12 protein-coding genes are annotated in these 13,604 nt (G+C 72.3%); 1 reads left to right on the top strand and 11 read right to left on the bottom strand.

Going from position 1 to position 13,604, the window contains the following annotated elements; translation table 11 throughout:
* From ACIGXJ_RS07960 to ACIGXJ_RS07925, 8 genes are all read right to left on the bottom strand, one after another.
* A complete protein-coding gene (locus ACIGXJ_RS07960; protein ID WP_399642471.1) occupies positions 1 to 258 on the bottom strand; it encodes an acyl carrier protein in 258 nt (85 codons plus the stop codon).
* Between the two features lie 22 nt (positions 259 to 280).
* A complete protein-coding gene (locus ACIGXJ_RS07955) occupies positions 281 to 1,516 on the bottom strand; it encodes a ketosynthase chain-length factor (RefSeq protein ID WP_399642470.1) in 1,236 nt (411 codons plus the stop codon).
* Positions 1,513 to 2,781, bottom strand: coding sequence for a beta-ketoacyl-[acyl-carrier-protein] synthase family protein (locus tag ACIGXJ_RS07950; RefSeq protein ID WP_399642468.1), 1,269 nt, complete (start codon positions 2,779 to 2,781; stop codon positions 1,513 to 1,515). The genes ACIGXJ_RS07955 and ACIGXJ_RS07950 overlap by 4 nt, the downstream gene beginning before the upstream one ends.
* Positions 2,778 to 3,218 (bottom strand): cupin domain-containing protein, encoded by a 441-nt coding sequence (locus ACIGXJ_RS07945; protein WP_399642467.1) that lies wholly within the window; start codon positions 3,216 to 3,218, stop codon positions 2,778 to 2,780. Before ACIGXJ_RS07945 ends, ACIGXJ_RS07950 begins: the two co-directional genes overlap by 4 nt.
* A gap of 63 nt (positions 3,219 to 3,281) precedes the next feature.
* Positions 3,282 to 4,430 (bottom strand): SchA/CurD-like domain-containing protein, encoded by a 1,149-nt coding sequence (locus ACIGXJ_RS07940; protein ID WP_399642465.1) that lies wholly within the window; start codon positions 4,428 to 4,430, stop codon positions 3,282 to 3,284.
* Between the two features lie 142 nt (positions 4,431 to 4,572).
* Positions 4,573 to 5,244, bottom strand: a complete 672-nt coding sequence (locus tag ACIGXJ_RS07935) for a class F sortase (protein ID WP_399642464.1) — start codon at positions 5,242 to 5,244, stop codon at positions 4,573 to 4,575.
* Between the two features lie 221 nt (positions 5,245 to 5,465).
* Positions 5,466 to 5,948 carry a hypothetical protein gene (locus ACIGXJ_RS07930; protein ID WP_399642463.1) on the bottom strand — a complete coding sequence of 161 codons (483 nt, stop codon included), beginning with the start codon at positions 5,946 to 5,948 and terminating at the stop codon, positions 5,466 to 5,468.
* Positions 5,949 to 6,102: 154 nt separating this feature from the next.
* Positions 6,103 to 7,764 (bottom strand): FAD-dependent oxidoreductase, encoded by a 1,662-nt coding sequence (locus tag ACIGXJ_RS07925; RefSeq protein ID WP_399642462.1) that lies wholly within the window; start codon positions 7,762 to 7,764, stop codon positions 6,103 to 6,105.
* A 222-nt stretch (positions 7,765 to 7,986) separates the two neighbouring features.
* Between ACIGXJ_RS07925 and ACIGXJ_RS07920 the strand changes: the two genes are divergently transcribed.
* Positions 7,987 to 8,721 (top strand): sulfite exporter TauE/SafE family protein, encoded by a 735-nt coding sequence (locus tag ACIGXJ_RS07920; RefSeq protein ID WP_399642461.1) that lies wholly within the window; start codon positions 7,987 to 7,989, stop codon positions 8,719 to 8,721.
* Positions 8,722 to 8,811: 90 nt separating this feature from the next.
* Here the strand turns inward: ACIGXJ_RS07920 and xdhC are convergent, their stop codons facing one another.
* The 3 genes from xdhC to ACIGXJ_RS07905 are packed head-to-tail and all read right to left on the bottom strand — an operon-like array spanning position 8,812 to position 13,530.
* On the bottom strand, positions 8,812 to 9,627 hold the full coding sequence (xdhC, locus tag ACIGXJ_RS07915) for a xanthine dehydrogenase accessory protein XdhC (protein ID WP_399642460.1): 816 nt from the start codon (positions 9,625 to 9,627) through the stop codon (positions 8,812 to 8,814).
* Between the two features lies 1 nt (position 9,628).
* Positions 9,629 to 12,049 carry a xanthine dehydrogenase molybdopterin binding subunit gene (gene xdhB, locus ACIGXJ_RS07910; protein WP_399642458.1) on the bottom strand — a complete coding sequence of 807 codons (2,421 nt, stop codon included), beginning with the start codon at positions 12,047 to 12,049 and terminating at the stop codon, positions 9,629 to 9,631.
* Positions 12,046 to 13,530: a xanthine dehydrogenase small subunit gene (locus tag ACIGXJ_RS07905; RefSeq protein ID WP_399642457.1), complete on the bottom strand. Its 1,485-nt coding sequence runs from the start codon at positions 13,528 to 13,530 to the stop codon at positions 12,046 to 12,048. The genes xdhB and ACIGXJ_RS07905 overlap by 4 nt, the downstream gene beginning before the upstream one ends.
* Between the last annotated feature and the right edge of the window lie 74 nt (positions 13,531 to 13,604).

The following is a 13,604-nucleotide window of genomic DNA, read 5'->3' as shown; positions in this document are numbered from 1 at the left end:
TCAGGCTCCTGCCAGGAGTGCGCTGTTGACCTGGTCCAGGAACTGGCGGGGCGTCTTGGAGCGCTCGGCGTCCGGCGGCATCGCCGCCCCGTAGCGGTTCTCCAGCTCGCCGACGATGCCCAGCAGGCCGAGCGAGTCGACGCCGAAGGTGTCGAACCCGGTGTCGAGGCTCTGCTGGAGCTCCTCGGAGGGCACGGTGACGCCGGCGGCCTTCTTCATCAGCTCGGCCAGCTCTTCGACGGTGATGCGGTCACTCATACGATTTCTCTCCTTCGCTGTGTCATCGGCGCCGCAGCAGCAGCGCCGAGTTCGACCCCATGAGCCCGCGGCTGAGGACCAGCGCGGTGCTCGGCTCGGCGGGGCGCGCCCGGCCGGTCACGAGGTCGAGGTCGTGGCAGATGTCGAACACATGGGGTGTGGGCGGGATCAGGCCCTCCTCCATGGCGAGGACCGCGGCCGCGGTGTCCAGCACGGGCGCGGCACCGTAGCCGCGGCCGATGCCGGTCTTGGGCGCGGTGACGGGCACGCGGGTGCCGTGCGGTCCGAGGGCGTCGGCGATCGCCATTGCCTCGGCCCGGTCCGCCTCGGGCACGCCCAGGGCGTCCGCGAAGACCACGTCGACCTCTTCGGGCGCACAGTCCGCCTCCTCCAGCGCGCCCCGGATCGCCTGAGCCAGCCCCTCGCGGGAGGCCGCCCAGCGAGAGGCGCCGGTGAAGGTGGCCGCGTGTCCGGCGACGACGGCCCGGGCCGGGACACCCCGCTCGCGCGCGGTGGCCTCGTCCTCGACGACCAGCATGGCGCCGCCCTCCGCCGGCACGAACCCGCAGGCCGCTGCGGTGAAGGGACGGTAGGCCCGCTCGGGGTCCTCGACGGTGCTCAGCTCCTCGTAACCGAGCTGGCAGACCATCGAGTACGGGGCGAGCGGCGCCTCGGTCGACCCGGCGACCAGCACGTCCGTGCCGCGCCGGACCTCCCGCGCCGCGTGGGCGAGGGCGTCCAGGCCGCCGGCCTCGTCGGAGGCGACGACCCCGCACGGCCCCTTGAAACCGCGGCGGATGGAGATCTGGCCGGTGCTGGCGGCGTAGAACCAGGCGATGGACTGGTACGGGCCGACGAACCGGCTGCCCTTGCTCCACAGCTGCTGCAGCTCCCGCTGCCCGAACTCGCCGCCGCCGGACGCGGCCGCGGTGACCACGCCCACCGAGTACGGCGCGGCCTCGCTGTCGCTGCGGCCGAGACGGGCGTCGTCGAGAGCGAGGTCCGCGGCGGTCATCGCGAAGTGCGTGAACCGGTCGGTCTGGACGAGGAACCGCTCCTCGACCGAGGCCGCCGCGTCGAACTCCCGGACCTCCCCGGCCACCCGCAGGGGCAGGTGCTCGCACCCCTCGCGGGTGACCGGGCCCAAGGCGCTGATGCCCTCCTTGGTGGCCTTCCAGAACGTCTCGGTGTCCCTGCCGTTGGGCGCGACGACACCGATGCCGGTGACGACCGCGCGCCGGGGACGCGCTGCGCTCATGGTGTTCCCTCCCTCCCCCGGGTCAGCACCACCGCGGACTGGAACCCGCCGAATCCGCTGCCCACGGAGAGCACACTGCTCAGCCTCCGCTCACGGGCGTCCCGCGGGACGTAGTCCAGGTCGCACTCGGGGTCCGGGGTCTCGTAGTTCGCGGTGGGCGGTACCACCTGGTGGGCCAGCGCGAGCACACAGGCCACCAGTTCGATCGACCCGATCGCGCCGAGCGAGTGGCCCACCATGGACTTGATGGAGCTCATCGGCGTGGCGTAGGCGTGCTCGCCCAACGCCCGCTTCACGGCGGCGGTCTCGTGCCGGTCGTTCTGCTGGGTGCCCGACCCGTGCGCGTTGACGTAGTCGATCGCGGTGGGGTCGAGCCGGGCGTGGTCGAGGGCGTGGTCGATCGCCCGCGCCATCTCCAGGCCTTCCCTGGTCAGCCCCGTCATGTGGTAGGCGTTGCCGAACGTGGCGTACCCGGCGAGCTCGCAGTACACGTGCGCCCCGCGGGCCCGCGCGTGTTCGAGTTCCTCCAGGACGAGCACCGCGCCGCCCTCGCCCATGACGAACCCGTCGCGGTCCGCGTCGAAGGGACGCGAGGCGTGGGCGGGGTCGTCGTTGTTCGGGGAGGTGGCCTTGATCGCGTCGAAGCAGGCCATGGTGATCGGGGAGATCGGCGAGTCCGACGCTCCCGCGATGCATATGTCGGCCCTGCCCTCCTCGATCGTGTGGAAGGCGTATCCGACCGCGTCGAGCCCGGAGGTGCAGCCGGTCGAGACGGTCTGCACCGGTCCGCGCGCCTCGAACCGTTCGGCCACCGTGGCGGCGAGCGTGCTCGGCGTGAAGGCGCGGTGCAGATACGGTTCCGCCCGCCCGGGGTCCACGTCCCAGCGCTGCCCGCGGTGGCTCACCAGGACGTAGTCGTGCTCCAGCCGGGTGGTGCCTCCGACGGCGGTGCCCAGACTGACCCCGACCCGCCAGGGGTTCTCCCGTGCGAGGTCGAGCCCCGAGTCCTTGACGGCTTCCTCACCGGCCGCCAGCGCGAACTGGATGTACCGGTCGCACCGCGCGATCTGCTCGGGTTCGAGGCCGTGGGCCTGCGGATCGAAGTCGCATTCGGCGGCGATCCGGGAGCGCAGGCCGGCCGGGTCGAAGAAGGTGATGCCCCGCGTCGCCGTGCGCCCGTCGGCGAGCAGCTGCCAGAACGCCGGTGCACCGATGCCGCCCGGGGCGACGACGCCTATTCCGGTGACCGCGACGCGCCTGGTCATGGATGTACTTCTCGTCGGCCGGCCGCCAGGTCCGCGGTGACCGCGACGGCGTCGGTGCCCTCGGTGTCGACGTGGCCGAGCGGCGGCTCGGGAGCCAGCGGGCCCAGATGGAAGACGATGCGGGCCTCGATGTTCCCGACGTTGCGGAAGCGGTGCCGCACATGGGCGGGGATCATCAGCGCCTGCTCGGGCCGCAGCGGGTGGGGCTCACCGTCGAGGTCCACCTCCAGCTGCCCGCACACGACGTAGACGAACTCCTCGGAGTACGGGTGGTAGTGCTCTGCGATGCGGTCGCCGGGCGCCACGGTGGCCACGCCCATGAAACCGCTGGTGGAGCCGACCGTGGCCGGCGTGAGCATGGCGCGCAGATCTCCGCCGCGCCGGGTGTTGGGCTCGATGTCGCTGATGTCCACGAGCCTGGGAGTGGGTTTGATCACGACGTTCCTCCGATCATGTGCGGCTACGAATCGGACCGGCCGCCGCAGCCCTGGCATGTTGCGTCAGGCCGCGGGTGCGCGGCGGTCGGTGATGAGGTCCATGCGGGTGAGCGTGAGCAGGCGGGTGAGGTCGCCCAGGGATGCGGCGTCCGCACCGAGCGCGTCGGTGTCGAGGAGTTCCAGCAGTTCGGCCGTGCGGGCGCGGTCCCCGAGGCCCAGCACCGACGCCGGGTCGGCGTCCGCTCCGGCACGCAGGTCGACCAGCCGTACGACGACGTCGTCGCGCTGGAAGATCGTGCTGCGCAGCACGGGGCTGTCCGCGCTGTCCGCCGCTGCGTCCTGCTGGGCGAGCAGTTCGGCCAGCCGCATCCCGCGGTCCTGGACGGCCGGGTAGTACAGCGCCAGCCGTTCGGTCTCCGCGCTCTCCTGGCCCGTCGTCACATGGTGGACGGCGGGCAGGGCCGCCCGGGTGAAGAAGACCCGTGCGGACTCCTGGTCGTCGAGGTCGCGGTCCTGTTCCAGGTACGGGTTGATGGCCTCCTCGACGGCCCGTACCTCGGGCTGCCGGGCGACGTGGCGCAGTGCGGCGAGCAGGTCGCCCCGCACCTCGATGGCGCGCACGACCCGGTTGCCGTGCATGAACAGGGAGGTGCGGCACAGCCGGGTGGTGTCGTCGACCCGCGGCTCGGGCGAAGCGTAGTCGGCGAGGATCTTCGCGACGGTGTCCTCGCTGCCCGGCTTGACCGTGAAGGTGAGCGCGTGGCGGATGACTCCGTCACCGATCCGGGGCGCCGTCTGGAGCCGGCGGGCGCCGGAGGCCGCCTCCGCCGCCGGTCCGCCGGTCTCGCGGACGACGTGGAAGCGCAGCGACCGGGTGTCACGGACGCAGCTGTGCAGGGGCTGCACCATTCGTACGTGCTCCTCGCTGTTGACCCAGGTGAGGAACGGCGGGGCACTCTCCCATTCGCTGGTGATGAGCCACTGGGAGGGGTTCTCGATGGACTGGCACAGCTGGTCGCTGACATGTCCGGGGACGGAGGCGACCTGGTTGCACAGCTGCTCATACGCCTCCAGGAACTGCTGCTGAGCTCCTTCGTGGACATCGACCAGCAGCACGACACGCAGTCGCGAGCCGTCGAACACGGACTGGGAGATCCGCTGCGACGTCTGTCGGGTCCGTGATGTGACGGCTCGTTCGGACGTAGTGGTCATCCGGGTACATCTCCTTCGCGGTGCACAGGTCAACGCCGCCGCGGAAAGCGACGACAGCGTTTCTCGATCCTGTGCCCGGCCTCAGGAGAGCGCGACTTGTGGGCACTGGGAGGGTGAGCGCGTACGGCGGACGGCGGAGTCCTCACACGAGGTGGGCGAAGACCACGAGGTTGTCGGTGTAGTCCTTGACCGCGTGGTCGTAGTCACCCGCACAGGTGATGAGCCGTACCTGCGCCTGGCCGGTGTCGCCGTAGACCCGCTCGTCGGGGAAGTCGTCCTTGTCGAACGTCTCCACGCTGTCGACCACGAAGCTCGCCCTGCGGCCGTCGGCCCGGTCGACGTGGAAGACGTCGCCCTTCTCGAGCTCTCCCAGCCCCACGAACACCGCCGCGGAGGTCGCCGTGTCGACGTGTCCGGCGATGATCGAGGTGCCCACTTCCCCGGGTGAGGCGCCCTTGGCGTGCCAGCCGACGAGGTTGGTGTCACCGGCGGGCGGCGGTTCGAGCTGCCCCGAGAGGCCGACGGACAGGTCGGTGAAGGGAGCGTCGACCGAGATCTTCGGGATCAGCAGGCGCACCGGCCTGGACCGGGGCAGGTGTTTCCCGGCCGGCTGTCCCGCGGGGGGAGCCGACGCGACCGGCCGGGTGGAGGGCGGCGGGGCCGCCGTACGGGGGGACTCGTCGTTGCCGCCGACCAGGGACATGGCCAGCACGGTGCAGGCCACGGCCGACATCATCAGCATGGGCGGGCGGGTCGCTCCAGGCTTCGCATCAAGGGTGTCGCCGTCGGCGGGGGGAGGGGAAGGAGCTGCCATCGGGATACCACCTCACCTGGACACGGCAGCGGGACAGGGGACTGGGGGCATCTCGCCGAGACACCCCCTAGGGCCTGTCGTCCCGGTCAGGTCGGCCGAGGCGGACTGCGCTTCTCCGCCGCGCGACGCCGGGCTGATCCGAACGACAGGCCCTAGGGGCGCCGGGCCGCCACGCGGCACACGCGCGTGGCGGCCGCAGCGACCTATCGCATCCGGCATCGTCAGGCCAGGCCTCCGGCCGGCTTCCTGCGCCGTGCCGCGTAGAGACCGGTGCCGGCGACCGCGAGGACGGCCAGGCCGCCCGCGGTCATCGTCGGGCCGGCCAGGGCCCCGCCGCCCGTGTGCATGCCGCCGCGGGGCTTCTCGTGGTCACCGCTCCACGAGTTCTCGTCCTGCTTGCCGGTCCAGTCCTCCTCCTGCTTGCCGCTCCAGGAGCTGCCCTTCTCATGGCTGTCCTCCTGGTAGCCGCCGTCCTGGGTGACCAGGGAGAGAGCGCCGCCGCCGGTGTGCATGCCACCGCGCGGGGAGTCCTTCCAGCTGTCCTTGCCGTGCTCCTTGCCCTCCTCGTTGGCGTGCTCCTTGCCCTGCTCCTTGCTGTACGAGCTGTCCTCGTGGTCGCTGCCGACCGCGTAGGCGCCCGGCGCGCCGAGCACGAGGACGGCGGAGGCCGCCGCGGTGAACAGCAGGGTGCGTGCAGAACGCATCTGACTTCCTTTCCGACGCAGACGGGGACGGCTGACGCTTCATCAGCTGAGGTGGACCCCGCCTCGACGTGATCCACCGTCAGCCGTGATGCGCGCCCCCGCCAGTCGGGGCGATCACCTGGGTGACACTCCGTCTGCTGGGCGGGTGGCAGGGTCAGGCCCTGGCCAACACCTTGGTCAGGGCGTCGCGCAGTGCCGAGACGGCGTCCGGGGCCGGTCCCGCGCAGCGCCAGGCGACGAACCCGTCGGGGCGGACGAGTACCGCGCCACCGGGCCCGACGCCGTGGCAGGCGGCCCAGTCCGCGTCGCCCTCCGGGGTCAGTTCGGCGTCGTCCGCGGTCCCGACCCGGTAGGAGCTCAGCGGTACGCCCATCTCCCCGGCGAGGCGTACGGCGCTCGCGTGCCAGCCGCCGGCGTCACCGGCGTCGCTGAGCAGGACGATCGAGGTCTCGTAGAGGTCGAGGGTGGAGATGCGCTCCCCGCGGTGCCGCAGCCACAAGTGCGGGGCACGGCTGCCGGGTTGGCCGCTCAGGTCCAGACCCTCCGGGACGACCGGGGTCGTGGGGTCGGCGTCGACGACGGCGCCCTGCGGGTAGCGGTAGCCGAGGGCCACGTTGAGGATGCCGCGCTGCGGGCCGCCACCGCCTCCCGCCCCGGGCGGCGGCGCGAAGCCGGGGTGGCTGTGCTCCACCGACCGGACGGCGGCCCGGGCGCTGGTCGCCTCCGCGACGGGGCGGCGCTCGGCGTCATAGCTGTCCAGCAGCCCCTCACCGGCCCAGCCGCCCAGCACCGCGGCCAGCTTCCAGGCGAGGTTGTGGGCGTCCTGGATGCCCGTGTTGGAGCCGAAGGCGCCGGTGGGGGACATCTCGTGGGCCGAGTCGCCGGCCAGCAGGACACGGCCCGCCCGGTAGCTCTCGGCGACACGCTGGGCGGCGTGCCAGGACGCGCGGCCGGTGATCTCCACGTCCAGGTCCGGGACCCCCACGGCACGGCGGATGTGCGCGACACACCGCTCGTCGGTGAACTCCTCCAGCGTCTCGCCGCGTTCGGGGTGCCAGGGGGCGTGGAAGACCCAGTTCTCCCGGTTGTCCACCGGCAGCAGCGCGCCGTCGGCGTCCTCACCGGTCAGGTAGCAGACGATGAAGCGGCGCTCCCCCACGACGTCGGCGAGCCGGCGGGAGCGGAAGGTGATGCTGATGTTGTGGAACAGGTCGCCGGGGCCGCTCTGCCCGATGCCGAGCTGCTCGCGCACGGGGCTGCGGGGGCCGTCGGCCGCGACCAGGTAGTCGGCGCGGATGGTGGTGTGCTCGCCGGTCTCCCGGCTCTTGACCAGGGCGGTGACGCCGTCGGAGTCGCTGTCGAAGGAGAGCAGCTCGGTGTTGTAGCGCAGGTCGCCGCCCAGCCGCGCGGCGTGGTCGAGGAGGACGGGTTCGAGGTCGTTCTGGCTGCACAGGCACCAGGAGCTGGGGCTGAAGCGGGCCAGTCCGCCGCCCGGGTCGATCTCCTTGAACAGCCACTCCCCCGCGTCCCCGACCAGGGTGGGGGTCTGCAGGATGCCGTGGTTGTCGGCGAGTGTGGCGGCGGCGTCGCGGATCGCCCGCTCCACGCCGGCCACCCGGAACAGCTCCATCGTGCGGACGTTGTTGCCGCGGCCACGGGGGTGGATGGAGGTGGCGGCGTGCCGCTCCACCAGGGTGTGGCGCACTCCCAGGCGGCCCAGGAACAGCGAGGTCGACAGCCCGACCAGGGAGCCGCCCACGATGAGAACCGGGACCTGATGGGTCGTATGGACGGTTGGATTGGCTCGTCGGGTCATCGCTCGCCTCCAGCGCGTTCGTGTTGCGGATTCCGGCCGGATACGGCCGGTTCTCATCCATGCCCCGCAGGGACCGCGCAGGCGTCCGCTTCACCCGCTTAACCCGCTGGATTCGCCGTGTCGGCGGCACGGCGAACCGCAGGCGCGGCAGAAGGCATTGCGTCCGGGGCCGTGCTCCGCCGAGGATGAGCCCGATCATCCGGGTGACGGCGGGAGTCCGATGTGGCGGGCGCGGGGACGGCCGAGCTGCTGCTGGGCTGCACGGTGGCCTTGGCCGCCTCGGTGCAGTGGCTCACCGGCATGGGCTTCGCGCTGATCGCGGTGCCGGTGCTCGTGCTGCTGCTCGGACCGGCGCAGGGGGTGGTGCTCGCCAACTGCGCGGCCGGAGTCATCAGCGTCGTCGGACTCGCCGGGGGCTGGCGCCGGGTGCGGCCGGCCGCCATGGTCCCGCTGGTCGTCGCCGCCGCGTGCACCGTGCCCGCGGGCTCCTGGGCGGCCGCCCGGCTGCCCGAGCCGGTCCTGCTGGCCGGCGTGGGGACCCTGGTGGCGCTGGCCGTGGCCCTGGTGATGGCAGGTGCCCGGATCCCGGCTCTGACCGGCACGGGGGGCGCGGTGACGGCGGGTGCCGTCGGCGGGTTCATGAACTCCGCCGCCGGTGTCGGTGGGCCGCCGTACTCGCTGTACGCGCTGAACGCGGGGTGGTCGGTCCGGGAGTTCGTGCCCAACGCGCAGTTCTACGGCATCGCGGTGAACGTCTTCTCCGTGGCCGTCAACGGCGTGCCGCGGCTGAGCGGGCCGGCCTGGGCGGTGACCGTGACCGCCATGGTGGCGGGCGCTCTCGTCGGCAGGGCGCTGGCCCCGAGAGCGCGGGAGCGGGCGGTGCGCCGGCTCATCTACGCCCTGGCCCTGGCCGGAGGCTTCTCCGTACTGGTCAAGGGGCTGTTGGAGATGGTGTGAGCACCCGCCTGCCCCGCGCGGGCGGGCTGCGGCCCCTGGTGCCGGCGCCGCCCGCCGAGTCGGCCGCGCCCGTCGAGGCACGCGGTCAGCTCATCGACCGTCCCCTCGGCCCTCGAACACGCGCAGCAGATCGGCGGCGACGCTCACGGCGATGGTCGCCGGTTCCTTGCCGGTGATGCAGGGCAGCCCGATGGGGGTCTTGATCCGGTCGATGGCGGCGTCGTCGTGGCCGCCCTCGGTGGCGAGGCGTTTGCGGAACCGCGCCCACTTGGCCGACGACCCGATCAGTCCGATGGAGCCGAGGTGGCCGGTGCGCAGGGCGGCGTCGCACAGGGCGGCGTCCTCGGCGTGATCGTGGGTCATGATCAGGACGTGGGTGCCGGGCGGCAGCTCCTCCAGCACCTCCTCGGGCAGCAGCGGCGTGTGGTGGACGTGCACCTGCGCCACGGCGTCCGACAACACGGCGAGCCGCTCCTCGGTGAGGATGTCGGAGCGGCTGTCGACGAGATGGAGTTCGAGGTCCTGACGGGCCAGGACGCGCGCCAGCTCAAGGCCGACGTGCCCGATACCGAAGATCGCCACCGCCGGGACGACCGGCAGCGGTTCGAGCAGCACCGCGACGGTGCCGCCGCAGCACTGCACCCCGTGCTGGTTGGTCACCTTGTCGTTGAGGGCGAAATCCATCAGCTCCGGCTCCGCCTCGGACGCGCCGATCATCTCCCGGGCCCGGTCGATCGCGACGGCCTCGACGTTGCCGCCTCCGATGGAACCCCAGGTCTCCGTCCGCCCCACCACGAGTTTCGCGCCGGCGTCGCGCGGGGCGTGGCCGCGCACGGTCGCGACGGTCACCAGCACGCCGGGCTCCCGGCGTGCTCGCAACCGCGCGACCGCGGCGACCCAGGTCATGTCAGGCACCGCTCAGCGCTTCCGCGTCGGCACGGACCGCGCCGTCGAGGGCGGACCTGTCCGTCGCTGCCCGGCCGTCGGTGGAGGCATCGCCCTGGCGAGCGGCCTGGATGGCCCAGTACACCGCCTCCGGCGTGGCAGGGGAGGCCAGTTCCACGCCGGCCCCGCTCGGCCCGAACGCGGCCGCGGCCTGCCGCAGCGCCTCGCGCACCGAGAACGCCAGCATCAGCGGAGGCTCGCCGACCGCCTTGGAGCCGTAGACCGCTCCCTCTTCGGTGGCGTTCTCCAGCAGCGTGACGTTGAACTCCTCGGGCATCTCCGAGAAGCTCGGCAGCTTGTACGTGCTCGCCGCCTGGGTCAGCAGCCTGCCGCGGTGGGGGCCGTCGCCGGTGTCCCAGCGCAAATCCTCCAGCGTCAGCCAGCCCGCGCCCTGTACGAAGCCGCCCTCGACCTGACCGATGTCGATCATCGGGGACAGGCTGTCGCCGACGTCGTGCACGATGTCCACGCGCCGGATGCGGTACGCGCCGGTGAACCCGTCCACCTCCACCTCGGTCGCCGCGGCGCCGTGGGCGAAGTACTTGAACGGCGAGCCCCGGAAGGTCTTGGCGTCCCAGTGCAGCCCCTCGGTCCGGTAGAAGCCGGCCGCCGACAGCTGGACGCGCTGGAAGTACGCGGTGCGCACCAGGTCGTCCCAGGCCAGTTCCCTGTCGCTGCCGAGGAGGCGCGCGACGCCCTCGACGATGCGTACGTCCGAGGCGTTGCCGCCCAGCTGGGAGGCCGCCACGGCAAGCAGTCGCCCGCGCAGCTGCTCACAGGCGTTCTTGATGGCCCCGCCGTTCAGGTCCGCTCCCGAACTGGCCGCGGTGGCCGAGGTGTTGGGGACCTTGTCGGTGCGCGTCGGGGCGAGGCGGACCTTGTGCAGCGGGATGCCGAGGGTGGTCGCGGCCACCTGCATCATCTTGGTGTGCAGGCCCTGGCCCATCTCGGTGCCGCCGTGGTTGATCAGGACGGAGCCGTCCTTGTAGATCAGCACCAGCGCGCCGCCCTGGTTGAAGGCGGTGAGGTTGAACGAGATGCCGAACTTGATGCCGGTGATCGCGAGGGCCCGCTTGGTGTGCGGGTGCGCGGCGTTGAAGGCGGCGATCTCGCGCGTGCGGTCGGCGAGGCCGGCGTCCTCCTTGACCTGCTGCCACACGGCGGAGATCCGCTCGGCCTGGGTGACGGGCTGTCCGTACGGCGTGGTCTGGCCCTGGCCCGGCTGGTAGAAGTTGCGCTCCCGCAGCTCCATGGGGTCCAGCCCCAGCCGGGGGGCGCAGCGGCCGAGGATGTCCTCGATCACCAGCATGCCCTGCGGTCCGCCGAAGCCGCGGAAGGCGGTGTTGGAGACGGTGTTGGTCCTGGCGATACGCCCGGCGACGCGGGCGTTGGGGATCCAGTACGTGTTGTCGATGTGGCACAGCGCCCGGGCGAGCACCGGCTCGGACAGGTCCAGGCTCCAGCCGCCGTCCGCGACCAGGGTGGCGTCCAGGGCCTGGATACGGCCGTCCGCGTCGAAGCCGATCTTCCACTTGGCGTGGAAGCCGTGCCGCTTGCCGGACATGGTCAGGTCCTGCGTCCGGTTGAGCCGGAACCGGACCGGGCGGCCGGTCAGCTTGGCGCCGAGCGCGGCGACGGCCGCGAAGCCGTGCGGCTGCATCTCCTTGCCGCCGAAGCCGCCGCCCATGCGCAGGCACTGCACGGTCACCTCGTGGGCGGGCACCCCGAGCACGTGCGAGACGATCTCCTGGGTCTCCGACGGGTGCTGGGTGCTGCTCTGGATGAACACCTGCCCGTTCTCGTCGACCTGGGCCAGTGCCGCGTGGGTCTCGAGGTAGAAGTGCTCCTGGCCGGCGAACTGGAACTCACCGGTGAACACGTGCGCGGAGTCGGCGAACCCGGCGTCGATGTCGCCGGTCTCCATCAGGGGCTGGGCGCCGTGGTAGCTGCCCGCCTCCATCGCGTCCCGCAGCGTGACCAGGGCGGGCAGTTCCTCGAGCTCGACCTCGACGGCCGCCGCTCCGAGCCGCGCCGCCTCCAGGGTCTCGCCGAGCACCCAGGCGACCGCGTGGCCGTGGAACATGACCTCGTCGGGGAACAGCGGCTCGTCGTGCTTCATGCCGGCGTCGTTGACGCCGGGCACGTCGGCGCCGGTCAGCACGCGCACCACGCCCGGCACGGCGAGCGCGGGCTCGGTGCGCAGCGCGGTGATACGGCCGTGGGCCTTCATGACCTGGACCGGGTAGGCGTGCAGCACGTCCTTGGTGCGGTACACCAGGTCGTCGGTGTAGAGCGCGGTGCCGGTGACGTGCTGGAAGGCACTCTCGTGCGGCATCGAGAGGCCGACGACGGGCTTTTCGGGACGCTCGGACAGATGGCTCATGACGACACCGCCTCGGGGGTCTGTGCGTGCAGCTTCAGCAGGCTCTGGCCGAGCATCGCGGAACGGTAGAGGGAGCTGGCGCGATGGTCGTCCATCGGCGTGCCCTCGCCGCGCAGCACCCGTGCCGCGGCCTCGACGGTCTGTGCCGACCAGGGCTTGCCCTCCAGGGCCGCCTCGGTGGCGAGGGCGCGGATCGGCGTGGCGGCCACGCCGCCGAGGCCGATGCGCGCCTTGCGGACGACGCCGTCCTCGATGTCGAGCGCGAAGGCGACGGCGACGCTGGAGATGTCGTCGAAGCGCCGCTTGGCGATCTTGTGGAAGGCCACGACCGGCGACAGCGGCAGCGGGATGCGCACCGCGCGGATCAGCTCGCCGGGGCGGCGCACGCTCTGCCGGTAGCCGGTGAAGTAGTCCGCCAGCGGGACCACGCGCTCACCGTCGGCGTCGGCGAGGACCACCGACGCCTCCAGCGCGAGCAGCGCCGGCGGGCTGTCGCCGATGGGCGAGCCGGTGCCGAGGTTGCCGCCGAAGGTGGCGCTGTTGCGGATGAGCCGGGAGGCGAACTGCGGGAACAGCTCGGCCAGCAGCGGGACGGTGCCGTCGAGCCGGCGCTCGATCTCGGTCAGCGTCAGCGCCGCCCCGATCTCGATGTACTCGTCCTGGACACGCAGCTCCCGCAGTTCGGGCAGCCGGTCGACGGCGACCGCGCAACCCGCCCGGCGGGCACGGATGTTGACCTCCACGCCCCAGTCGGTGGAACCGGCGACCACGACCGCTTCGGGCCGCTCCCGCAGCAGCCGAAGCGTCTCGGCGAGGGTGCCGCGGCGCACGAAGACGGCGTCGTCCTGGACGTATTCGGTGGCGACCGGCGCGGGCGGGGCCTGCTCGCGGCGCTGCGCCAGCGGGTCGTCGTCGGTCGGCTGTCCCACGGCGAACGCGGCGTCGCGGATCGGCCGGTATCCGGTGCAGCGGCACAGGTTCCCGCTGAGCGCGTGCAGGTCGAACCCGTTCGGGCCGTGCTCGGCGTCGCCGCCGGCCTGCAGGGTGTCGCCGCCGTCGGTCTCTTCGGTGTGCGCGCAGCGGTCGGGCCGGTAGTACTCGGCGGCCATGCTGCAGACGAAGCCGGGCGTGCAGTAACCGCACTGGGAGCCGCCGCGGACCGCCATCTCCTCCTGCACGGGGTGCAGGGTGGGCGGGCAGCCGGGTTCCCCGGCGGTGGCGAGCCCTTCGGCGGTGACGATCTCCTGGCCGTCGAGCGCCGCGACCGGCACCAGACAGGCGTTGACCGCCACCCAGTCGGTGGGCTTGTTCACCCCGGGACGGGCCACGAGGACCGAACAGGCGCCGCACTCGCCCTCGGCGCAGCCCTCCTTGGTGCCGGTCAGGCCACGCTCACGCAGGAAGTCCAGCACGGTGGTGTGAGGCGGGGCCGGGGAGATCGGCGCTTCTTTCCCGTTGACCGTGATCCGCGCCCCTACCATGACGGGCCCTCGTTCCGGTGCGCGGTCGGTCGATTCATGATGTTCGCCAATTTTCAGGCAGCTTTCTGTGTGCA

Source organism: Streptomyces sp. NPDC053367, from assembly GCF_044545925.1.
Lineage (GTDB): Bacteria > Actinomycetota > Actinomycetes > Streptomycetales > Streptomycetaceae > Streptomyces.
The sequence above is the reverse complement of the archived record's forward strand: the minus strand, read 5'-3'. Positions and strand labels throughout refer to the sequence as shown.